The organism is Paraburkholderia fungorum (assembly GCF_003610895.1).
In the GTDB taxonomy this organism is placed as follows: Bacteria; Pseudomonadota; Gammaproteobacteria; order Burkholderiales; family Burkholderiaceae; genus Paraburkholderia; species Paraburkholderia fungorum_B.
Genome location: NZ_MCAS01000005.1, coordinates 178,801 through 201,973 on the forward strand (window position 1 = coordinate 178,801; position 23,173 = coordinate 201,973).

20 protein-coding genes are annotated in these 23,173 nt (G+C 62.2%); 9 read left to right on the forward strand and 11 right to left on the reverse strand.

Translation table 11 applies throughout. From position 1 onward, the window contains the following. Positions 1-18 precede the first annotated feature (18 nt). The 5 genes from BCY88_RS07070 to BCY88_RS07090 all read right to left on the reverse strand — a co-directional run bounded on the left by BCY88_RS07070 (position 19) and on the right by BCY88_RS07090 (position 5,542). On the reverse strand, positions 19-1,188 hold the full coding sequence (locus tag BCY88_RS07070) for an ABC transporter permease subunit (RefSeq protein ID WP_120343567.1): 1,170 nt from the start codon (positions 1,186-1,188) through the stop codon (positions 19-21). Between the two features lie 13 nt (positions 1,189-1,201). Next, on the reverse strand, positions 1,202-2,152 hold the full coding sequence (locus tag BCY88_RS07075; RefSeq protein WP_120343568.1) for a branched-chain amino acid ABC transporter permease: 951 nt from the start codon (positions 2,150-2,152) through the stop codon (positions 1,202-1,204). Positions 2,153-2,382: 230 nt separating this feature from the next. Further along, positions 2,383-3,582: a branched-chain amino acid ABC transporter substrate-binding protein gene (locus tag BCY88_RS07080; RefSeq protein WP_120343569.1), complete on the reverse strand. Its 1,200-nt coding sequence runs from the start codon at positions 3,580-3,582 to the stop codon at positions 2,383-2,385. Between the two features lie 542 nt (positions 3,583-4,124). Beyond that, on the reverse strand, positions 4,125-5,084 hold the full coding sequence (gene ispH / locus BCY88_RS07085) for a 4-hydroxy-3-methylbut-2-enyl diphosphate reductase (RefSeq protein ID WP_120343570.1): 960 nt from the start codon (positions 5,082-5,084) through the stop codon (positions 4,125-4,127). Between the two features lie 2 nt (positions 5,085-5,086). Next, a complete protein-coding gene (locus BCY88_RS07090; protein ID WP_063497119.1) occupies positions 5,087-5,542 on the reverse strand; it encodes an FKBP-type peptidyl-prolyl cis-trans isomerase in 456 nt (151 codons plus the stop codon). 314 nt (positions 5,543-5,856) lie between these two features. On the opposite strand from BCY88_RS07090, the gene radC reads away from it, so the two are divergent. The 4 genes from radC to nadB all read left to right on the forward strand — a co-directional run bounded on the left by radC (position 5,857) and on the right by nadB (position 9,134). Then, positions 5,857-6,609, forward strand: a complete 753-nt coding sequence (gene radC / locus BCY88_RS07095; RefSeq protein ID WP_310796110.1) for a RadC family protein — start codon at positions 5,857-5,859, stop codon at positions 6,607-6,609. A gap of 255 nt (positions 6,610-6,864) precedes the next feature. Then, positions 6,865-7,098 (forward strand): 50S ribosomal protein L28, encoded by a 234-nt coding sequence (rpmB, locus tag BCY88_RS07100; RefSeq protein WP_007180631.1) that lies wholly within the window; start codon positions 6,865-6,867, stop codon positions 7,096-7,098. 10 nt (positions 7,099-7,108) lie between these two features. Further along, positions 7,109-7,276: a 50S ribosomal protein L33 gene (rpmG, locus tag BCY88_RS07105; RefSeq protein WP_006050116.1), complete on the forward strand. Its 168-nt coding sequence runs from the start codon at positions 7,109-7,111 to the stop codon at positions 7,274-7,276. Positions 7,277-7,535: 259 nt separating this feature from the next. After that, positions 7,536-9,134, forward strand: coding sequence for an L-aspartate oxidase (gene nadB / locus BCY88_RS07110; RefSeq protein ID WP_120343571.1), 1,599 nt, complete (start codon positions 7,536-7,538; stop codon positions 9,132-9,134). An 83-nt stretch (positions 9,135-9,217) separates the two neighbouring features. On the opposite strand, the gene nadC is transcribed toward nadB, so the two are convergent. From nadC to purN, 6 genes are all read right to left on the reverse strand, one after another. Then, a complete protein-coding gene (nadC, locus tag BCY88_RS07115) occupies positions 9,218-10,117 on the reverse strand; it encodes a carboxylating nicotinate-nucleotide diphosphorylase (RefSeq protein WP_120343572.1) in 900 nt (299 codons plus the stop codon). Then, the gene (gene nadA, locus BCY88_RS07120) at positions 10,117-11,256 is read right to left on the reverse strand and encodes a quinolinate synthase NadA (protein WP_120343573.1); all 1,140 of its coding nucleotides are present in this window, start codon (positions 11,254-11,256) and stop codon (positions 10,117-10,119) included. The genes nadC and nadA overlap by 1 nt, the downstream gene beginning before the upstream one ends. Before the next feature lie 142 nt (positions 11,257-11,398). Next, on the reverse strand, positions 11,399-12,595 hold the full coding sequence (locus BCY88_RS07125) for a DesA family fatty acid desaturase (RefSeq protein WP_120343574.1): 1,197 nt from the start codon (positions 12,593-12,595) through the stop codon (positions 11,399-11,401). Positions 12,596-12,798: 203 nt separating this feature from the next. Continuing rightward, positions 12,799-14,154 carry a mechanosensitive ion channel family protein gene (locus tag BCY88_RS07130; protein WP_120343575.1) on the reverse strand — a complete coding sequence of 452 codons (1,356 nt, stop codon included), beginning with the start codon at positions 14,152-14,154 and terminating at the stop codon, positions 12,799-12,801. Between the two features lie 73 nt (positions 14,155-14,227). Continuing rightward, positions 14,228-15,487, reverse strand: a complete 1,260-nt coding sequence (locus tag BCY88_RS07135) for an RsmB/NOP family class I SAM-dependent RNA methyltransferase (RefSeq protein WP_120343576.1) — start codon at positions 15,485-15,487, stop codon at positions 14,228-14,230. Continuing rightward, positions 15,484-16,137, reverse strand: a complete 654-nt coding sequence (gene purN, locus BCY88_RS07140) for a phosphoribosylglycinamide formyltransferase (RefSeq protein ID WP_120343577.1) — start codon at positions 16,135-16,137, stop codon at positions 15,484-15,486. Before purN ends, BCY88_RS07135 begins: the two co-directional genes overlap by 4 nt. A gap of 118 nt (positions 16,138-16,255) precedes the next feature. Here purN and BCY88_RS07150 point away from each other — a divergent pair, with 118 nt between their 5' ends. The 5 genes from BCY88_RS07150 (at position 16,256) to BCY88_RS07170 (ending at position 23,161) form a co-directional block, all read left to right on the forward strand. Next, positions 16,256-17,251: a bifunctional riboflavin kinase/FAD synthetase gene (locus BCY88_RS07150; RefSeq protein WP_120343578.1), complete on the forward strand. Its 996-nt coding sequence runs from the start codon at positions 16,256-16,258 to the stop codon at positions 17,249-17,251. 169 nt (positions 17,252-17,420) lie between these two features. After that, the gene (gene ileS, locus BCY88_RS07155; RefSeq protein ID WP_120343579.1) at positions 17,421-20,258 is read left to right on the forward strand and encodes an isoleucine--tRNA ligase; all 2,838 of its coding nucleotides are present in this window, start codon (positions 17,421-17,423) and stop codon (positions 20,256-20,258) included. Then, positions 20,258-20,764 (forward strand): signal peptidase II, encoded by a 507-nt coding sequence (gene lspA / locus BCY88_RS07160; RefSeq protein WP_028197898.1) that lies wholly within the window; start codon positions 20,258-20,260, stop codon positions 20,762-20,764. Before ileS ends, lspA begins: the two co-directional genes overlap by 1 nt. Positions 20,765-20,848: 84 nt before the next feature. Next, a complete protein-coding gene (gene coaBC / locus BCY88_RS07165) occupies positions 20,849-22,063 on the forward strand; it encodes a bifunctional phosphopantothenoylcysteine decarboxylase/phosphopantothenate--cysteine ligase CoaBC (protein ID WP_120343580.1) in 1,215 nt (404 codons plus the stop codon). 78 nt (positions 22,064-22,141) lie between these two features. Then, complete coding sequence (locus BCY88_RS07170; protein ID WP_120343581.1) at positions 22,142-23,161, forward strand: LLM class flavin-dependent oxidoreductase; 1,020 nt, start codon at positions 22,142-22,144, stop codon at positions 23,159-23,161. Positions 23,162-23,173: the final 12 nt, after the last annotated feature.

The window sequence follows — 23,173 nt, forward strand, 5'->3', positions numbered from 1 at the left end:
AGTTATTCACCTTGTCCGTTACGCCCGCACCGGCTTCTTGCCGCTGCGCTTCGCCAGTTTCGCAATCTTGTCTTCGTGCTTCGGCGACGGCCACAGGCCTTCCGAGCGGTACAGCATGATCACGACCATCGCGAGGCCGTACAGCAACTGACGGATCACTTCGGTATCGACGATTTCATGGCCGAAGATCGCGTTCTGCAGCGGGCCCATCGTCGAGCGCAGGAATTCCGGGAACACGGCGAGCAGCACCGCACCGAGAATCACGCCCGGAATGTGGCCCATACCGCCCAGCACCACGCACGCCAGCACCACGACCGATTCCCAGAACGTGAACGATTCCGGCGACACGAAGCCCTGGAACGAACCGAACATCGCGCCCGACAGGCCGCCGAACGACGCGCCCATGGCGAATGCCAGCAGCTTCACGTTACGGGTGTTGATGCCCATTGCCTTGGCGGCGATTTCGTCTTCACGAATCGCGGCCCATGCACGGCCGATCCGCGAGTGCTGCAAACGCGTACAGGTCCAGATCACGAACAGCGCGCACAACACGAACAGGTAGTAGTACGAGTACACCGAGGGGAACTGGAAGCCGAACAGCGAGTGGCTCTGCGCGAGACTGAAGCCGCCCACCGACACCGGGTCGATCCCCGTGATCCCCTTCGGCCCGTTGGTGATGTTCACCGGACGGTCGAGGTTGTTCATGAAGATCCGCACGATTTCCCCGAAACCCAGGGTCACGATAGCGAGGTAGTCGCCACGCAGACGCAAGGTCGGTGCGCCGAGCAGCACGCCGAAGGTGGCGGCGAGCGCCATCGCGATCGGCACGATGATCCAGATCGGCGTATGCAGGCCGTTCGGGAACAGATGCGCGATCCACTCGAACTGCGTGGTCAGGTGCGGCGAGCTCAGCAGCGCGGCAACATAAGCGCCGATTGCGTAGAACGCGATGTAGCCCAGGTCGAGCAGGCCGGCGAAACCGACCACGACATTCAGGCCCAGCGCGAGCATCACATACAGCATCGCGAAGTCGAGCACGCGGACCCAGTAGTTGCCGCCGGCCGCGCCGATGATCATCGGCGCCGCGATCACGAAGATCGCGGTGATGATGCCGACGGTCAGCGTCCTGGTCATGTTCTTTTCGGGGATGAGCGTCGTGGACGGCTCGATCGGTTGAATTGAGGTCATGTCTGTTTACTCCTTATGCTCGATCCGCAACACGTTCGCCCAGCAGGCCCGACGGACGGAACACCAGCACGATGATCAGCACGATGAATGCGAACACGTCCTGATAGTTACTGCCGAACACACCGCCTGTGAGATTGCCGATATACCCCGCCCCCAACTGCTCGATCAGGCCGAGCAGCACGCCGCCCACCATCGCCCCGCCGAGATTGCCGATCCCGCCAAGCACCGCCGCGGTAAAGGCCTTCAGCCCTGGGATGAAGCCCATATAGAAGTGTGCGTTACCGTATTCGGACGCGATCATCACACCGGCGAGAGCGGCCAGCGCCGAGCCGATCATGAAGGTCGCCGAAATCACGAAGTTCGGGTTCACGCCCATCAGGCTGGCAACGCCCGGGTTCTCGGCGATGGCACGCATCGCGCGGCCGAGCTTGGTCTTGTGAACCAGCAGCAGCAGGCCGCCCATCACGAGGAACGCCACCACGATGATCACGATTTCGGTCATCGATATCACGGCGCCCGGCGTCGTGTCGGTGGCCTTGATCACGTTGATCGGGTCAGTGGGCAACAGCTGCGGGAACGGCAGCGGGTTGCGCGACCAGATCATCATCGCGAGGGTCTGCAGCAGGATCGACACGCCGATCGCGGTGATCAGCGGGGCGAGACGCGGCGCTTTACGCAACGGCCGGTAGGCCACGCGCTCGATCGTGTAGCCGACCAGCGAGCAAACCACTGCCGCGATGATCAGCGCGATAACGAGCGTCGGCACATTGCCGAGGCCGGGAAAGTGGTTCTGAAGCACGCCTATGGCTGAGAGCGCAACCATCGCGCCCACCATCAACACATCGCCATGCGCGAAGTTGATGATGCCCAAGATGCCGTAAACCATCGTATAGCCCAGTGCGATGATGGCGTAAACGCTGCCAAGCACCAGCCCGTTGAGGACCTGCTGGATGAAGATATCCATTTAATGCTCCTTAGCCCGTGCGACTGGATTCGCGTTCTTCATCAGCCGGTGGGCGGTGATGCGGTACGCCAATCTCAACGGCACTGCGGGTACTGATGTAAAAGACCGGTAAGGGTTATCCGCCGCCCGGTTCGTCCTACGACTGTGATGCAGCCGGGGACTCGCCAATGGCGGATGCAAAAACGGCACCGTTGGGTGGTTTCGGTGCCGTCAGGCTGTACGTCCCGTCATCACATCTTCACGACGTCGAGGACCGCTTTCTTGCCGTCCTTGAAGTCGTAAAGCGTAATAGCGCCCTCTTTCAAATCACCCTTGTCGTCGAATGCGATGTGGCCGATTACCCCGTTGTAATCGGTGGACGGCATCGCAGCCAGCACCTTGGGCGCCTCGATCGAATTAGCGCGCTTCATTGCATCGACAATCACGTATACAGCGTCATACGTGAACGGTGCGTAAATCTGCACCGGCGTGTGGAAGCGGTCCACGTACTTCTTTTCGAAGTCCGCTCCCTTGTCCATTTTCGAAAGCGCGAGTCCCGCCTCCGAACAGACCAGGTTTTGCACGGCGGTTCCCGCCAGCTCACCCACCTTGTCGGTACACACACCGTCGCCGCCAAGGATTTTTGCCCTGATACCGAGCGCCGCCGCCTGTTTGGTAAACGGCCCGCCCGTCGCGTCCATTCCGGCGAACATAATCACGTCCGGCTGAACACTCCTGATCTTTTTAAGGACGGCCTGAAACTCCGTAGCCCTGTCATTCGTGGCTTCACGCGCGACGATCTTCGCCCCGCTCGCCTGTACCGTCTTCGCGAACTCGTCGGCCAGCCCCTTACCGTATACCGTCGAGTCGTCGACGATCGCGATACGTTTCGCGCCGAGTACCTTCGTCGCGTAGTTGGCCAGTGCCGGCCCTTGCTGGGCATCCGTCGCGACGACCCGGTAAGTCGTCTTGAAACCTTGCTGCGTATATCCGGGGTTGGTCGACGAGGGCGAGATCTGCACGATCCCGGCATCGCTATAGATCTTCGAAGCCGGAATCGAGACGCCTGAATTCAGGTCCCCGACCACGGCGACGACGTGATCCTCGACGAGCTTCTCGGCGACCGCGGTTCCCGTTTTCGGGTCTGCCGCATCGTCTTGCGCGTCGAGTTCCAACTGGATCTTGTGGCCGTCGATAGTCAAACCCTGCGTGTTGATTTCCTCGACCGCCAAACGCGCGCCGTTTTCATTGTCTTTACCGAGATGTGCAATCGCGCCTGTCAATGGGGCCGCATGACCGATCTTCACGACAATCGCTTCGCTCGCCGGAGCCGCTGCCACTGTGGCAGCCGATGCACCGGCTCCCGCCTCACCGTCCTGTTTCTTGCCGCATGCGGTCAACATCGCAACCGCGGTCACGATGGACACGGTGTAAGCAAATTTGACTCGCATTAAGTAGGTCTCCCGCGCCTTGCAAAATCCGTTGTTCGGGACCCGGAGGCCTTGAGAACGCGCGCATTGTAACTCCAATTATGCGACGCGCAATATTGTTGAAACGGTGGGGTTTTCCTGCATTGCAACCTTATTTTGAGAGAGAAATTTCATTGCAGGCGCAACCGGGTTGCGACTATTTTTCGTGCACCAGTTGCACCACCGCTGCGCCCAATGGCATCAAGTGTTGCAGCGAATTGGCCCGATCCCTGATTGCACCGTGGTTCGCGTTAAGTATTACGTTTCCATTGAGACCCATGCATGCGCACTATTTTAGTGCGTCAAAAATCGACACAACGCGTTTGGTACGGTTTAAACGGGGCCACATCGCTGGAAAGATGATTAAATGCCAAATCAGAATTCAAAAGAATTCGTGTGGAAACACACTCAAAAAGGTCTGGTTCAGTGATCTGGCACTTTATTTTCGGCAGCGCCACGAATCTGCGGACGAAAAAAAAGCGCGCCCTTGGGCGCGCCTTTCTTTCAGAAACGTCGGCTAATCGTCAGGCGGGCAGACCCAGCCCGCGCGGCAGCGGAAACGCGATGTTTTCTTCGATGCCTTCGAGCGCGCGCACATTGCGCACGCCGAGTTCGCGCAACCGGCCGATTACCGCTTGTGCCAACACTTCCGGCGCCGAGGCACCCGCCGTCACGCCGATCCGGCGCTTGCCTTCAACCCAGACCGGATCGATCTGATCCGGCGAGTCCACCATATAGGCAGGCACGCCAAGTTTTTCGGCCAGCTCGCGCAAGCGGTTCGAGTTCGAACTGTTCGGGCTGCCGACTACGATCACGACGTCGCATTTCGGCGCCATGAACTTGACCGCGTCCTGACGGTTCTGCGTGGCGTAGCAGATGTCCTGCTTCTTCGGCTCGCGGATCGCCGGGTACTTCGATTTCAGCGCCGCGATGATCTGGGCCGCATCGTCGACCGACAGCGTGGTTTGCGTGACGAATGCAATCCGCTCGGGGTCGGCCAGTTGCAAAGCCTGCACGTCCTCGATGTCTTCCACCAGATGCATGCCCTCGCCGGCCTGCCCCATCGTACCTTCGACCTCAGGGTGGCCCTTGTGACCGATCATCACGATGTCGAAGCCGTCCTGGCGCATCTTCGCGACTTCGATATGCACTTTGGTCACGAGCGGGCACGTGGCGTCGTACACACGCAGGCCGCGCGACTCGGCTTCCGAGCGCACCGCTTTCGACACGCCATGCGCGCTGAAAATGACCGTATTGCCGGCCGGCACTTCTTCCAGCTGTTCGATGAAAATCGCGCCCTTCTTGCGCAAGTCCTCGACGACATAGGCGTTATGGACGATTTCGTGGCGCACGTAGATCGGCGAGCCGTGCAGCTTGATGGCCCGCTCGACGATTTCAATGGCGCGATCGACACCGGCACAGAACCCACGCGGCTGTGCCAGCAGGATCTCGGCTTCGGCAAGAGTCGTATCCGTGATGCTCATGTTTACAGAATCCCGATGATTTTCACTTCAAACGCCAGCGCCTGGCCGGCAAGCGGATGGTTGAAATCGAACAGCGCCGACGTTTCGCCGACTTCTTTCAGGACGCCGGCGTAGCGACCGCCGCCCGGCGCGTTGAATTCGACCAGATCACCCGGCGAAAAATCCTCGCCGATCATGCTGTTTTCGCGCAGCGTGGCCAGCGAGACCCGCTGAATCAGCTCCGGATTGCGCGGACCGAACGCCTGATCCGGCGTTAGCTGAAAGGTCGAATGGTGGCCCACCTTCAAACCCAGCAGAATATCTTCCAGCGGCGGCGCCAGTTGGCCCGCACCGAGCAGCAGCGTGGCCGGCCGGTCAGTAAACGTATTGATGACTTCGGCGCCATCGGCAAGAGAAAGCCGGTAGTGAAGCGTCACATGTGAACCGGGTTTCACTTCGGAAATGTCGATGATGCTCATGCAATGCTCGCTCAGTCGAAGCGCGCTGCACGCGTGCGCCGCGGGCGCAGTCGACGCGTGTGGCAAACCGTCGTGGTGCCGTGCGCAAAGCGCCTATTGTAAGCCACATAGCCGGCGGCGGCTTGGGTCCGTCGCACGCATCGCGGCACGGCCGGGCACCGCGCGCCGCCCCGAACCGAACTGGAGGATACGTACCTGATATGGCTGATTACGCCTGCACGATAGACAAAGCGGCACGCGATGCAAGCCCGCCAGCGCCGGCCGCGCGCGCTGCAAAGGCGCCCGCCCCGGCGTCACCGAGCGCTTGTGCCGCATTGAACCATGCCAAAGCCGATCCGGCCGTTCGCATTGCCGAGACTGCCGCGAACGCCGCCAGGCCGCCCGCCCGACAGCGCGTACGCGGCAAATGGCTTAAAAGCGACATGCCGCGCGAGCGCCTGATCGAACAGGGGCCGCGCGTGCTGTCCGACACCGAAATGGTCGTGCTCGTGCTCGGCTCCGGCCTGCCCGGCCACGATGTGTTCAACGTCGCGCAGACCCTGCTCGAACGGTTCGGCTCGCTACGGAGCATGCTCGACGCCACCTATTCGGACTTCAACGGCCTGCGCGGCATCGGTCCGGCAAAGAAGGCACAGTTGCTCGCCATCATGGAGATGGCACGGCGCTCGCTGGTCGATAAAATGCGTGATCGTTCACTGATGAACTCGCCAGAGGCCGTACAGGACTATCTGCGCCTGCATATAGGCGGCAAGACGCAGGAGGTCTTCGTGTCGCTCTTTCTCGACGCCCGGCATCGGCTGATCTCCTGTGAAGAAAGCGCACACGGCACGCTCACACGCATGGCGGTCTATCCGCGCGAGATCGTGCGGCGTGCTCTCAGTCTGAATGCCGCCAGCCTGATCGTCGCGCATAATCACCCCTCCGGCGCCGTCCAGCCAAGCGCGAGCGACTGCCGGTTGACGCATACGCTGCGCGACGCCCTTGCGCTGATCGACGTGAAGCTGATCGATCATCTGGTGATCGGCACCGACAGTACCTACTCGTTTGCCCGCGCCGGCTGGCCTTGAAATGGTCCGAACCTGGGGTCCGATAACGGCAAGCCGCGTTCGGCATCGCAAATAAGGTTTGATTTTGCGGCTTTTTTTCTGCTAGAATTCCGGTTTGCCTATTTCCAACCCCCTGTTCCGAAGCCACCAAGGCGTTCCGGAAAGGAAACGTGCCTCCGAGTTTCAATGAACTCTTCAATGAACTCCAAAGCGCGGCTCTTTTCGGGAAACTTTCACGGCGTTCGAACTCAGAATTAGCGTATTAGGAGTGCTCTCATGGCACGCGTATGCCAAGTAACTGGGAAAGCGCCGATGAGCGGCAACAACGTTTCCCACGCGAACAACAAAACCAAGCGCCGGTTCCTGCCGAACCTGCAAAACCGCCGTATTTGGGTGGAAAGCGAAAACCGTTGGGTGCGTCTGCGCGTTTCGAACGCCGGCCTGCGCCTGATCGACAAGAACGGTATCGACGCTGTGCTCGCAGATCTGCGCGCACGCGGTGAAGCCTAAGGAGTAAATCATGGCGAAAGGCGCACGCGACAAGATCAAGTTGGAATCGACCGCAGGCACGGGTCACTTCTACACGACGACGAAGAACAAACGCAACATGCCGGAAAAGATGCTGATCAAGAAATTTGATCCGGTCGTCCGTAAGCACGTTGACTACAAGGAAACCAAGATTAAATAAATCTTGGCTCCTGCCTGACGAAGGCAAAAAGACTTGCAAAAAAGCCCTGCATTCGTGCAGGGCTTTTTTGTTTTCCGAACTCCATCATCGCACTATCCAGCTGTTCTTTAGCTGTTCTTTAGCTGCTCTTTTCCTATCAGGACAGTCCTATCCTGTTCGGCCAGCTTTCCCTCACTCGTTGTGGCGCGTATCCTTTCTCGTTTTAGCGGCGTGCGGACGGCACGGCGTCATGGCAAAACGAAAGATGGAGATGCGGGCGATGGAATTCGATGTAGCGATTGTCGGTAGCGGTCTGGCAGGTTTGAGCGTCGCGCTCAATCTCGCGCAGTCCCGGCGGGTTGCGGTGGTCGCCAAGCGATCGATGACCGAAGGCGCGAGCGATTGGGCGCAAGGCGGGATCGCCGCGGTACTGGACTCAGCGGACAGCATCGAAAACCACGTGCGCGACACGCTGATAGCCGGCGGCGGTTTGTGCGACGAGACGGCAACACGCTTCATCGTCGAGCATGGGCGCGCCGCGATCGAATGGCTGATTGAGCAAGGCGTGCCATTCACCAAAGACGACGCGGCCGAACTCGGCTTTCATCTGACACGTGAAGGCGGCCATAGTCATCGCCGGATCATTCACGCTGCGGATGCAACTGGCCATGCCGTGGTCGCCACGCTCAGCGAACTGGTGCGCCGTCATCCCAACATTACCCTGCTCGAAGACCACTACGCGATCGACCTGATCACATCCGATCGCCTCGGGTTGCCCGGCCGTCGCTGCCACGGTTTGTACGCACTCGATCTGCAAAGCGGCCGCACCGTGACGATCGAAGCGCCGCATACCGTGCTCGCAACCGGCGGCGCCGGCAAGGTCTATCTGTACACCACCAACCCCGACACTGCGACTGGCGACGGTATCGCGATGGCCTGGCGCGCTGGCTGCCGCGTGTCGAACATGGAATTCATCCAGTTCCATCCAACCTGCCTGTTCCATCCTTATGCGAAGTCCTTCCTGATCTCGGAAGCGGTGCGCGGCGAAGGCGGTATTCTGAAGCTGCCCGACGGCACGCGCTTCATGCCGAACCACGACGAGCGCGCCGAACTCGCGCCGCGCGACATCGTCGCGCGCGCAATCGACTTCGAGATCAAAAAGCGCGGCATTGATTGCGTATATCTCGACATCAGCCATCAGTCGCCGGAATTCCTGCGTGAACACTTCCCGACGATTCTGGCCCGCTGCCTCGAATTCGGTATCGACATCACGAAGGAACCCATTCCGGTTGTGCCTGCCGCGCACTACACGTGCGGCGGCGTCGTGACGGATCTGGCAGGCCGCACCGATCTGGCAGGCCTCTACGCGGTCGGGGAAACGTCATGCACCGGTCTGCACGGCGCAAACCGGCTTGCAAGCAATTCCTTACTCGAGTGTCTTGTGATCGGACGTTCCGCTGCGCAGGCCATTGAGGAAGAAGGTTTCAGCGCCGCGGTTCACGCCCCGCTGCCGGACTGGGACGAAAGCCGCGTGTCCGATCCAGACGAAGAAGTGGTCGTCGCGCACAACTGGGATGAGCTGCGCCGCCTCATGTGGAACTACGTGGGCATTGTGCGCACGGACAAGCGGCTTATGCGAGCCAAGCATCGGCTCGCCCTGCTGCGCGACGAGATCCACGAGTATTACGCGAATTTCAAGGTCAGCCGCGATTTGCTTGAACTGCGCAATCTGGTCGACGTGGCGTCGCTGATTGTCGAAGGCGCCCGCTCACGGCGCGAGAGCCGCGGCCTGCACTTCAGCCGCGACTGGCCGGCCACTTTGCCTAAAGCGCTGCCAACGGTCCTGTCGCCAGAGCACGTGCGTAACCGCAACGTGTGACTTGCAACGCTGCAGTGAAAAAGCCATCGCCGGTTTCCCGGCGATGGCTTTTTCATGGATTGAGAACAGCGTGGGTGTACAGCTTAGACGATCCGCATGGAGTAATCCGTCGCGCGCACATCTTTGGTCAGTGCACCGATGGACACGCGGTCGACACCCGTTTCCGCAATAGTCCGCACCGTCTCGAAGTTCACGCCACCCGACACCTCCAGCACTGCCCGCCCGGCGGTAATACGCACCGCGTCGCGCATCGCATCGAACGAAAAATTATCCAGCAGAACCGATTTCGCGCGATGCGTCAAGGCGATTTCCAACTGCGCCAGCGTTTCCACTTCGATCTGGATCGACACGCCCGCGTTCAGCGCGAGCGCCGCATCCATCGCGGCGCCAACACCGCCCGCTGCGGCGATGTGGTTTTCCTTGATCAGAATACCGTCATACAACGCAAGCCGCTGATTCGCACCACCGCCCACGCGCACCGCGTATTTCTGCGCGAGCCGCAAGCCCGGTAAGGTCTTACGCGTATCGAGGACACGCGTCTGAGTGTGAGCAATCGCGTCAACATAGCGGCGCGTCGCAGTCGCCACACCCGACAGCAGTTGCAGGAAATTCAGCGCATTGCGTTCAGCGGTCAACAGCGCACGAACAGGACCGTGCAACTCGCAAACCGGCGTATCCGCCGTCATACGATCACCCTCGCGATAACGCCACTGCACGCCGATGCGCGGATCGAGCTGGCGCATCACCGCGTTGAACCAGGGCACACCGCACAGCACAGCATCTTCACGCACAATAATGCGCGCATCGCGCACGTCGTCCGCGGGAACGAGGCGGCCGGTCTGATCGCCCGCGCCAACATCTTCGGCGAGCGCGTCAGCGACGTTGCGCGCCAACGCCGCATCGAATGCGGCGCCGTACTGTGCCTGAATCTCCGCGAACAACGGCGACACCGCCTCGGCCTGATTGTGTTCCACCGCCCCCATTACGCCGCTCCCACGTTCGAATACAGTTGCGCGTCACGCGCGAGGTCGCCACTGGCTTGCACGCGTTTCTTGTGACGCGCCGCGAAGTCGAGCATCCGGTCGATCGGTAGACGGGCACGCTCGCCAATCGCCCGGTCGACGAAGATTTCGTTGTGACCGCGCTCGAGCACGTCAGCCAGATTGGCGAGGCCGTTCATCGCCATCCACGGGCAATGCGCGCAGCTCTTGCAGGTCGCGCTGTTGCCGGCCGTGGGCGCGGCGATCAAGGTCTTGCCGGGCGCAGCAAGCTGCATCTTGTGCAGAATGCCGAGATCGGTAGCCACGATGAAATGCGTCGCGTCGAGTTTTTGCGCGGCATCGATCAACTGGGTTGTCGAACCCACCACATCCGCTTGCGCCACTACGTTGGCAGGCGACTCCGGATGCACCAGCACTTTTGCGCCCGGATATTCGGCGCGCAACAGATCGAGTTCGATGCTTTTGAATTCGTCGTGCACGAGACACGAACCCTGCCACAGCAGCATGTCCGCGCCGGTCTTGCTCTGGATATAGCTGCCAAGGTGCCGGTCCGGCGCCCAGATGATCTTTTCGCCGCGTGCGTGCAAGTCGGCAACGATCTCCAGCCCGATCGACGACGTCACCATCCAGTCCGCACGCGCCTTAACCGCCGCGCTGGTGTTCGCATACACGACCACCGTGCGATCCGGATGGGCGTCACAGAAGGCCGAGAATTCATCGACCGGACAGCCGAGGTCGAGCGAACAGGTCGCGTCGAGATCGGGCATCAGAATGCGTTTGTCCGGACTCAGGATTTTCGCGGTCTCGCCCATGAAACGCACGCCCGCCACCACCAGCGTTTGCGCTTCATGATCTCGGCCGAAACGCGCCATCTCGAGCGAATCAGCCACGCAGCCGCCGGTTTCGTCGGCGAGTTCCTGCAGCTCTGCGTCGACATAGTAGTGCGCGACGAGCACGGCTTTTTCGCGCTTGAGCAATGCGCGGATGCGTTCCTTCAGCGCCACCCTCTGCTCCGCCGACGGCACGTCGGGCACCTTCGCCCACGCCTGCCCGATCCCGCAGGTCATGCCCTGCGCCAGTGGGCGGTCGTATTCGACGGCCCTGATCGTCTGCTGATCCATGATCTCCTCTGCCTTCGCTCTGCCGCCGCGGACTATCAATCGCGTGTCGTTGAAATTACCGCGGCCCAAAAAGCAAAACCCCGCCAACGCGGGGTTTTGTGACGTAACGAAATTTTAATAGATTTCGCGATCGGGCATACGATCAAGCATAGCGACGCAGACGCATTGCGAATTCCTGCAGCGCTTTGATACCGCTCTGCTCAGCGCGATGACACCAGTCTTGCAACTGAATCAACAGTTGATCGCGCGACGCATTGGAGCGCTCCCACATTGCTGCCAGCTCGTTGCGCATGTCGATGTAGGTCTTGAGCTTCTGGCTGTTCGCAAAGATTTGCGGCAACTGACGCTTCTGCGGCTCGTCGAGACCCGCCTCTTCCTTGTGGAACCAGCTACGCGCGCCGCGCATGACCTGATACTTCTCGCGCGCGCCCACTTCCTTCAGATGTGCCAGCTCCTGGCGGTAAGCACGCTTGAGCGCCTTGCCGTAACGCGCCATCACTTCATAGCGGTTTGCCAGCACGGCTTGCAACGTATCCTGATCGAGCACCAGCTTGCCGGAGGTGAGACGCGGCGTAGGCGCGACCTTCTTCACCTTGGCCAGACGGAACGCCGACATGATGCGGATGTACATCCAGCCGATGTCGAACTCATACCACTTGTTCGACAGCTTGGCCGACGTCGCGTAGGTGTGGTGATTGTTATGCAGCTCTTCACCACCGATGATGATGCCCCACGGGAAAATGTTGGTGCTGGCATCCGACGAGTTGAAGTTACGGTAGCCCCACCAGTGCGCAAGGCCGTTCACGACACCGGCGGCCCAGAACGGAATCCACACCATTTGCACAGCCCAGATGGTCAGGCCGACGACGCCGAACAGCGCGACGTTCAGCACCATCATCAGGCTCACGCCGAGGATCGGGTACTTGGTGTAGACGTTGCGTTCCATCCAGTCGTTCGGCGTGCCGTGACTGAACTTGCGCATGGTTTCTTCATTCTTGGCTTCGCTACGATACAGTTCCGCGCCTTCGAGCAGCACCTTCCAGATGCCGCGCGTTTGCGGGCTGTGCGGATCTTCTTCGGTCTCGCACTTGGCGTGGTGCTTACGGTGAATCGCGGCCCATTGGCCGGTCAACATGCCCGTGGTCATCCACAGCCAGAAACGGAAAAAATGACTGACGACCGGATGCAGCTCCAGCGCGCGGTGCGCCTGGCAGCGATGCAGATAGACCGTTACGCCAATGATCGTGATGTGCGTCGCGACCAGCGTGTACAGCACAAGTTGCCACCACGAGAAGTGCAGCAGACCGTGGGCAAGGAAATCGAGCAAGGAATTCAACAAGGCAATTTACCTGTGGAACAAGAGACGCCAGACACACGCAAAATACGCATGTCAAGAAAGTGAAAGCATACAACGGGATTGGACGATATTCTACTTGAAGCGTTCCAAGTGTTTGTAACAAATAGGGATTTTTTGTGTGGCATCAACGGAATAGAACACGCCGGAGGTCATTTTCAGACCTGCCAGCGGGTGCCAGGTGCCCGTCAGCGGGCGCTGTCGGCCTGATTGGCCGCAGGAGCGGTCATTGTTACCGCTTGCGGCATTGCGTCGCTCACGTTGCCGACGATTCGCACTTCGCGTTGCGCGAAAGGAATCGAGATGTCGTGTTCAGAGAACAAACGCCAGATGTTGCGATTCACCGCCGAGCGCACGCCCGAGGTGCCCGTCGCCGCGTCTTCGATCCAGAAACCCAGTTCGAGATTGATGCCGTCGGCGCCAAAGCTCACCAGATAGGGCGTAGGCGCCGGTTCCTGCAGCACGCGCGCAACGCCCTGCGCGGCCTCGGCGAGCAGCGCCATTGCCTGCTCGACGTCGCAGGAGTAGGCGACCTGCACGGCCAGCTTGGCATGGCCGCGCGTCTGATAGGAGGACTGGTTCTGCACCACGTCCGTAATCAGCTTTTCGTTCGGGATCAGCGTTTCGATGCCGTCCAGGCCGCGCACCACGGTATAACGCGTGCGGATCTGCGTGACCATGCCCTGCAGGCCGCTGACGTTGATCGTGTCGCCAATGCGCAGCGAGCGGTCGATCAGAATGATGAAGCCCGAGACGTAATTGCTGGCGATCTTCTGCAGCCCGAACCCAAGCCCCACACCGAGCGCGCCGCCGAATACGCCCAACACGGTAATGTCGATGCCGACCAGCGACAGGCTGATCAGTATCGCCGCCAGCACGAACGCGGCACGGCCGACTCGCGCCACCACCACCTTGAGGTTGGCGTCGAGCGTCTTTGAGCGCATCAGCCGGTCTTCGAAAGTGGCGCCGAGCCACATCGCGACGATCATCGTCACGCACACCCATAGGAGACCCGTGGTGAGCGAGAGCAGCGTCATGTGCGCATTCGCGACCCTGAAGCGCACGCTGCCCATCCAGGCAATCACGTCGTCCTGAATGCCCATCACGGTCAGGATCATGCCGGCCCAGACGACCAGCGAGACGATCTTCTCGACCAGGAACAGCCACGGATGATTCGCACCGTCGTGGCTGAAAACCCGCCGCGCGAAGAAAAACACGATGTAAATCAGGCCGATGCCGAACAGGGGCACCAGCGCCAGGTCGAGCAGCGCGGTGTGCATGAACTGGCCGGTGATCGCCTGCGCCAGCCAGACGAGCGCCGCGCCGATCAGCGGAAAGAAGGCACGGTTCAGGCTTTCCGCGCCGAAGCGCAGAGTCTGGTAACGCGTCTGGCGCCGCAGGTCGAGCGTGCGGCGCACGAGGCGCGCGAGCAGCCACGCGACGGCAAGCGTCCCAAGCAGCACGCCGACCTGCCACAGCATGACCGGTTGCCCGAAGTCACGCGCGAGGTCGCCGAACATGTGAGGAAAAATACGGTTTAGCATGATGTCGCCGAAATCGCCGGCGCACCGGGTTCAGGAAAAGAACCCGGTGCGCCGCGCGAGTAGCCTGCTGCGTTTAGCTCTGGCGTTCCAGCACGGCCGCGAAGAAACCGTCGGTGGCGTGAAGATGCGGCCACAGCGACAGGTAATCGCCCATTTCCAGATCGATGCGCTGCTCGGCGAGCACGTCGCGCGCCGGCACCAAAGCGAAGTCCGGGTGGGCAGCGAGGAACTGCTGCACAACAGCTTCGTTTTCCGCTTCCAGAATCGAGCAGGTTGCGTAGACGAGACGGCCGCCCTTCTTCACCAGACGCGAGGCGCTGGCCAGAATCGACAATTGCTTCGGCGCCAGCTCGGCCACCGATTCCGGCGACTGGCGCCACTTCAGGTCCGGGTTGCGGCGCAGCGTACCCAGGCCGCTGCACGGTGCGTCGACCAGCACCCGGTCGATCTTGCCGGCCAGGCGCTTGATCTTGGCGTCGTGCTCACTGTCGATCAGCACCGGATTCACGTTCGACAGCCCGCTGCGCGCGAGGCGCGGCTTGAGCTTGGCAAGGCGCCGCTCGGAGATGTCGAAGGCGTACAAACGCCCGGTGGAGCGCATCGCCGCGCCCAGCGCCAGCGTCTTGCCGCCCGCGCCCGCGCAGAAGTCCACGATCATTTCGCCGCGCTTGGGCGCGACCAGCGAACACAGCAACTGGCTTCCCTCGTCCTGAACTTCGACCCAGCCATGCTGGAACGCGTCGAGCTTGGTGAGCGGCGGCTTGCCGACCACCCGCACGCCGAACGGTGCGAAAGGCGTCGCGCCACCTTCGATGCCGGCCTTCGACAGCGCGTTCAGCACGTCGTCGCGGCTTGCCTTGATCGGGTTCGCGCGCAGGTCCAGCGGCGCCGGATAGTTCAGCGCGGCGGCCAGTTGCGCCAGTTCCGCGGGTTCGAAACGCTTCGACAGCGCCTGGTGGATCCACTCGGGCAGATTCAGGCGAATCCGCAGCGGCAGGCTCTCCGGGTCAATCTTCGAAACGTGTTCGAGCCAGTGCGACTCGGTGTCCGACAGGAACGGCTTGAGGGCCGTGCGCCCTGCCGTCTGCATCAGTCCCAGCAAGGCCATGCGGCGAGCCGGGCTGCCCGCGCCACCTTCGGCGAGGTGGGCGAATTCCATCCGGCGGCGCAGCACCGCGAAGACCGCCTCGGCGATCACGCCGCGCTCGCCGTGCCCGAGCTTGGGATGCGCGCGGAAGAAACGGCTCGTCGTAGCGTCGGCCGGGCCGTTGAGTTTCAGGACTTCAGCCAGCAAAGTCTCAGTTTGTCCAATCAAAAAACCATGTAATCTCATGCGCCCTCTCCGGCGGTGTGACCGGCAAAGAGCCATTGCGGCTCCGGCGGCGTAAGCGTGACGCGCAAGCCGTCGAGAGCAAGACGCCCTTCGACGAACCAGCGCACCGCGCGTGGATAGATAATGTGTTCGGTTGCCAGCACGCGTTCCGCGAGCATGGCGGGGGTGTCGCCAGCCTCAATGGGGACAGCCGCCTGCGCGACGATCGGCCCGTGATCCAGCTGCGACGTGACAAAATGCACCGACGCGCCGTGCAAGCGCACGCCGGCGTCAAGCGCCTGTTGATGGGTTTTCAGGCCCGGAAAGCTCGGCAGCAGCGACGGGTGCACGTTCAGCATGCGCCCGGCGTAACGGTCGACGAAACCGGGCGTGAGCACCCGCATGAAGCCGGCGAGCACGACCAGATCGGGCGCGAAGCTGTCGATTTCGCGCGCCAGCGCGGTGTCGAAGCTCTCGCGATCGGGAAACTGGCGATGGTCGACCACCGCCGTGGCAATGCCGTGCGACGCCGCGAACGCAAGGCCCGCAGCGTCAGGACGGTTGGCAATCACGGCGGCGACTTGCGCCGCCCAGCCCTCGTCCGCGCAGGCGCGAACTATAGCTTCCATGTTGCTTCCCCGTCCGGAAATCAGGATGACGAGTTTTTTCATCCGCGGATTTTATCATTCGGGGGACACTGAAACGGCGACGCGCCGCCGTCTCGTGCGCTGAGCGTTTATAATCGTTTGTTTTGCGGCTCCCCGGCCGCCCTACCTCAAACCCGCTATCGTGAGAGTCTTCCGCGGTCTTCCCAATGCTGAAAGCCGTGCGCCCTGCGCACTGACTATCGGCAACTTCGACGGTGTCCACCGCGGCCATCAGGCTTTGCTCGCCCACGTCCGGGCCGCAGCCGATGCACGCGGCCTGCCCGTCTGCGTGATGACCTTCGAGCCGCACCCGCGCGAGTTCTTCAATCCGGCCGGCGCGCCGCCCCGTATCGCCATGTTGCGCGACAAGCTCGAGGCGCTGCGCACTAACGGCGTAGACCGGGTCGTGGTCGAGCATTTCAATCACACCTTCGCGAGCCAGTCGCCGGATACGTTTGTCGAACGGATCATCGTCAACGGGCTGCATGCCCGCTGGGTCATGATCGGCGACGACTTCCGCTACGGCGCGAAGCGCGCGGGCGATTTCGCCTCGCTCAAGGCCGCTGGCCAGCAGTACGGTTTCGAAGTCGAGCAGATGGCCACCGTGGCCGATCCGTCCGGCGCGCGTATTTCCAGCTCGGGCGTGCGCACGGCGCTGGTGGCCGGCGATCTCGACTCCGCGCGTGCCGCGCTGGGCCGCGACTACCTGATCAGCGGCCACGTCGTCCACGGCATGAAACTCGGCCGCGACCTCGGTTTTCCCACGCTCAATCTGCCGATCGCGCACAAGCGCCCGGCGCTGGCCGGTATTTTCGTGGTGCGCGTGCATGGCGTGGCGGACGAACCGTTGCCCGGCGTCGCCAGCCTCGGCTTGCGCCCCACCGTCGACGATTCCGGCCGCGTGTTGCTCGAAGTGCACCTGCTCGACTGGCACGGCGATGCGTACGGTAAGCTCGTGCGCGTCGAATTCCTGAAAAAGCTGCGCGACGAGGAAAAGTACGTCGACCTCGAAACGCTGACCGCCGCTATCGCGCGCGACGTCGCCAATGCGCGCGCGTGGTTCGCGGCTGTCGGCGCCGGCACGCCGGGCAGCCGTTCCACCGGTTTCGCCACCTCGGCCACCGACCGAATTAGATAGCCGCCGCGGTACATGCCAGCGCGCTGAGCGCTGCATGTACCCACCGCCGCGCGCATCGAAGGGCGTCCGTGGATCACGCGACATGCCTGCCGGGCGCGCCCCACGCCCCGCGCTTCATGCGCAATCCGCAGCTTCGCTGCGCTTAGAAAGAATTCACCGCGACCTCATCATGAGCAATAAGAAAGCCGATTCGAAACCGCAGTCACGCTATCCGGTCAACCTGCTCGACACGCCGTTCCCGATGCGTGGCGACCTGCCCAAGCGCGAGCCGCAATGGGTCAAGGAATGGCAGGAACGCAAGGTCTACGAGACGATCCGCGCTGCCAGCAAGGGCCGCAAGAAGTTCATCCTGCACGACGGCCCCCCGTACGCCAACGGTGACATCCACCTCGGCCACGCGGTGAACAAGATCCTCAAGGACATGGTCGTCAAGGCCCGCAATCTGGCGGGCTTCGACGCGGCCTACGTGCCGGGCTGGGATTGCCACGGCATGCCGATCGAAATCCAGATCGAAAAGCAGTTCGGCAAGTCGCTGCCGGCCGCCGAAGTGATGCAGAAGGCGCGCGCTTACGCGACCGAACAGATCGAAAAGCAGAAGGCCGGCTTCCGCCGCCTGGGTGTGCTAGGCGACTGGGACAACCCGTACAAGACGATGAACTTCACCAACGAGGCCGGCGAAATCCGCGCGCTCGCGAAGATCCTGGAGAAGGGCTACGTATTCCGCGGGCTGAAGCCGGTCAACTGGTGTTTCGACTGCGGCTCGGCGCTGGCCGAAGCGGAAGTGGAATATGCGGACAAAACCGATCCGACCATCGACGTGCTGTTCAGCTTCGCGGAGCCGGAAAAGACCGCGCAGGCTTTTGGCCTGACTTCGCTGCCGCGCAACGAAGGCGGCATCGTGATCTGGACCACCACGCCGTGGACCATCCCCGCCAACCAGGCGCTGAACCTGCATCCGGAAATCGTCTACGCGCTGGTCGACACGCCGCGCGGCCTGCTGATCCTCGCCGAAGAGCGGGTTGAAGCGTGCCTGAAACAGTACGAACTGGAAGGCGCGATCATCGCAACCGCGCCGGGCGCGAAGCTCGTCAACCTGCGCTTCAATCATCCGCTCGCCGCTGCGCATCCGGCCTACAAGCGCACAGCGCCGGTTTATCTCGGCGACTACGTAACCACCGAATCGGGCACGGGTGTCGTCCACTCGTCGCCGGCCTACGGCGTGGAAGACTTCGTGTCGTGCAAGGCGCACGGCATGGCGGATTCGGACATCATCAGCCCGGTAATGGGCGACGGCCGTTACATCGAGTCGCTCGCGCTGTTCGGCGGCCTGTCGATCTGGGCGGCCAATCCGCAGATCGTCGAAGCCCTGCGGGCAGCCGGCTCGCTGCTGCGCACCGAGAACTATCGGCACAGCTACATGCACTGCTGGCGCCACAAAACGCCGATCATCTACCGCGCGACCTCGCAATGGTTCGCCGGTATGGACGTGAAGCCGAACGACTCCGGCAAGACACTGCGCGAAACCGCGCTCGAAGGCATCGAGAACACCGCCTTCTATCCGTCGTGGGGTAAGCAGCGCCTGTTCAGCATGATCGCGAATCGCCCGGACTGGACGCTGTCGCGCCAGCGCCAATGGGGTGTGCCGATGGCGTTCTTCGTGCACAAGGAAACCGGCGAGTTGCATCCGCGCACGCTGGAATTGCTCGAAGAAGTCGCGCAACGCGTCGAGAAGGCCGGCATCGAAGCGTGGCAAACGCTCGACCCGCGCGAGCTGCTCGGCGACGACGCCAACATGTACGAAAAGAACCGCGACACGCTCGACGTCTGGTTCGATTCGGGCACCACGCACTGGCACGTGCTGCGCGGCTCGCACAAAGACGAACTGCAATTCCCGGCCGACCTGTATCTGGAAGGCTCGGACCAGCATCGCGGCTGGTTCCACTCGTCGCTCCTGACCGCTTCGATGCTCGACGGCCGCCCGCCGTACAACGCGCTGCTCACGCACGGCTTCACCGTCGACGGCGAAGGCCGCAAGATGAGCAAGTCGCTCGGCAACGGTATCGATCCGCATGAAGTGGCAAACCGCCTCGGCGCGGAAATCATTCGTCTGTGGATCGCCTCGACCGATTACTCGGGCGAGCTGGCCATCTCCGAAGAAATCCTGAAGCGCGTGACGGAAAGCTATCGCCGCATCCGCAACACGCTGCGCTTCCTGCTCGCGAACCTGTCCGACTTCGACTTCGCGCAACACGCGCGTCCGGTCGAAGACTGGCTCGAGATCGATCGCTACGCTGTGGCGCTGTCGGCGAATCTGCAGAACGACATCCTCTCGCACTACGACAAGTACGAATTCCACCCGGTGGTCGCCAAGTTGCAGACGTTCTGCTCGGAAGACCTGGGCGGCTTCTATCTGGACGTGCTGAAGGACCGTCTGTACACCACGGCGGCCGACTCGGTCGCGCGCCGCTCGGCGCAGACCGCGCTGTATCACATCGCGCACGGCCTGCTGCGTCTGATGGCGCCGTTCATGTCGTTCACCGCGGAAGAAGCGTGGAAAGTGTTCCAGCCGGACAGCGAAACGATCTTCACCGAGACGTATCACGCGTTCCCGGCAGTGCCGCAAGCCGGCGATCTGCTCGACAAATGGACGCTGCTGCGCGCAGCACGTAGCGACGTGACCAAGGCGCTGGAAGAAGCACGCGTCGCGAACCTGATCGGTTCGTCGCTGCAGGCGGACGTCGAAATCCGTGCAAGCGGCGCGCGCTACGACGCGCTCACGAGCCTCGGCGACGACCTCAAGTTCGTGCTGATCACCTCGGCGGCGAACGTCGTGAAGGTCGACAGCGAAGCGCAGGAAGGTGTCGAAGTGATCGCCTCGAAGTATCTGAAGTGCGAGCGCTGCTGGCACTACCGCGCGGACGTCGGCGCCAATGCCGAGCACCCCACGCTGTGCGGCCGCTGCTTCAGCAATCTGTTCGGCAACGGCGAAACGAGGAGCGCGGCATAATGGCAAGAACCGTGTCGAAAGCGTCGTCCGGAAACAGTTCGTTGGCGCCCTGGCTTGGCGTTGCGCTGATCGTGATCCTGTTCGATCAGCTCACCAAGATCGCGATCCAGAAGGTGTTTGCCTACGGTGTTCCGCATGAGGTCACGCCGTTTTTCAACCTGATCCTCGTGTACAACCGGGGCGCCGCCTTCAGCTTCCTCGCGATGGCGGGCGGCTGGCAGCGCTGGGCGTTCACCGCGCTCGGCGTGGTCGCGGCACTTGTGATCTGCTATCTGCTCAAGCGTCACGGCGGACAGAAGATGTTCTGCACGGCGCTCTCGCTGATTCTCGGCGGTGCGCTCGGCAACGTGATTGACCGGCTCGCATACGGGCATGTGATCGATTTCCTCGATTTCCACGTGCGCGCATGGCACTGGCCGGCGTTCAATCTCGCCGACAGCGCGATCACGATCGGCGCGATCCTGCTCGTGCTCGACGAGTTGCGGCGCGTACGCGGCTCGCGCTAACGGCGCTTCAGCGCCGATTCGTAGGCGGCTAACGGTGCGGCAGCCGCACCGCTGCCCGCCACCACGCTTTGTCGGAGGCTTTCGTTGGCAACCGCAGAACTCGCAGGAAAACACCTCGTCCTCGGCATGACGGGCGGCATTGCCTGCTACAAGATCGCCGAGCTCACACGGCTCCTGACGAAGGCCGGCGCGACCGTCCAGATCGTCATGACCGAAGCGGCCGCTCAGTTCATCACCCCCGTCACGATGCAGGCGCTGTCCGGCCGGCCGGTCTACACCAGCCAGTGGGACGCTCGCGTGCCGAACAACATGGCGCACATCGATCTGTCACGTGAAGCCGACGCGATCGTGATTGCGCCCGCCTCCACCGATTTCCTCGCCAAGCTCGCGCACGGCATGGCCGACGATCTGCTCTCCACCCTGTGTGTCGCGCGTGATTGTCCGCTGCTCGTCGTGCCGGCGATGAACCGGCAGATGTGGCAAAACCCGGCTACCCAACGCAACGTTGCGCAGCTGCGCGCGGACGGCATTGAAGTACTCGGCCCCGATTCAGGCCCGCAAGCGTGCGGCGAAATCGGCGACGGGCGGATGCTGGAAGCCGCCGCCACGTTTGAGGCGATCGCCTCGTTCTTCTCGCCCAAGATCCTGTCCGGGCGTCGCGTGTTGCTGACCGCCGGGCCGACCTTCGAGCCGCTCGATCCGGTGCGCGGCATCACCAACCGTTCGAGCGGCAAAATGGGCTTCGCGTTGGCGCGCGCCGCGCAACAAGCGGGTGCCGACGTGCATCTGATCGCCGGCCCCGTCGCGCTGGACACGCCGTGGGGCGTGTTCCGCGAAGACGTGCAAACGGCGCGGCAAATGCACGACGCGGTGATGCGCTCGGTCGCGGACGCCGACATCTTTATCGGCGTGGCCGCAGTGGCCGACTGGCGTGTCGATCACGTGAGCGAACAGAAGATCAAGAAGACCGCGGAGCGCGCGCTGCCCACCTTCACCTTCGTCGAGAATCCGGACATTCTGGCGTCCGTGGCCAAGCTGCCGCATCCGCCTTTCGCAGTCGGCTTTGCAGCGGAAAGCGGCGACCTCGAAGTGCACGGTGAAGAAAAGCGCCTGCGCAAGAACGTGCCGCTTCTGATCGGCAATCTCGGCCCGTTGACGTTCGGTCTCGACGACAACGAAGTCATCCTGTTCGAAGCAGGCGGCGCCACAAAGCTGCCGCGCGCCGACAAGCAGACGCTCGCGCGCGCATTGATCGTGGAAATTGCCCGACGTCTGCCCGACGCAAGTCGGATCCGCTAAGGCCGCACGCGGCGGCCACCGGGCTCGCCGCCTGCGCCTCCAGCGCACCGGGTTATCTGTATCTGGAGCAGTACTGACATGACGCTACTTTCCGTGCTCGATCAAACGCCCGTGATCGACGGACACTCAGTGGCGGACGCCATCGCCGCCACCCTCGAACTCGCGCAGCTCGCCGACGACCTCGGTTACACGCGCTATTGGTGCGCCGAGCATCACGGCTTGCGCGGCGTGTCGAATCCCTGCCCCGAGGTGATGCTGGCGCGCCTCGGCAGCATCACCAAACGCATCCGCGTGGGCTCCGGCGGCGTCATGCTGCCGTACTACAGCCCGTTCAAGGTTGCCGAGCAATTCATGATGCTCGAGGCGCTGTTTCCCAATCGCATCGATCTCGGCGTAGGGCGCGCCCCCGGCGGCGACATGCGCACGGCGCAAGCGGTCGCGGCCGGCGCCTACAATCGCGGCGACATTTTCACGCAACAGGTTGCCGATCTGGTCGGCCTGATGCACGGCACGCTGCCCGAAGATCACCTCGCGCACGGCGTGTTGCTGCAACCGCAGATTGCCACGCGTCCGCAACTGTGGATGCTTGGCTCGAGTGAATTCGGCGGCCTGCTCGCGGCACAGCTCGGCATCCGCTTTGCGTTTGCGCATTTCATCAACGCGCATTTTGGGCATCAGGTCGCACATGCTTATCGTGATCGCTTCAAAGCGAGCCTGGAAACGCAGCAGCCCTATCTGGCCGCAGCCGTATTCGTGATCTGCGCGGACACCGAGCAGGAAGCCGCCGATCTGGAAAAAGCCGTCGACCTGCGTCGCGTGCAAATGGCCTACGGCCTGAATGCGCCGATCCCAACCGTCGAACAGGGCCTCGCTCAGGAATACGGCGAGCGCGAGCGTCTGGTGATCGACCGCGAGAAGCCGCGCAGTATCGTCGGCACGCCGGAAACCGTCACGGAGCGGCTGCATGCGTTGCAGGAACAGTTCCAGGCCGACGAACTGATTGTGCTCACCGTAGCGGGCAGCTACCGCGCCCGGCTGCGCTCCTATGAACTTCTCGCCGACGCGTTCCAAACCGGACGCCCGGCCTCTACTCCCTAACCCTTCGAACCT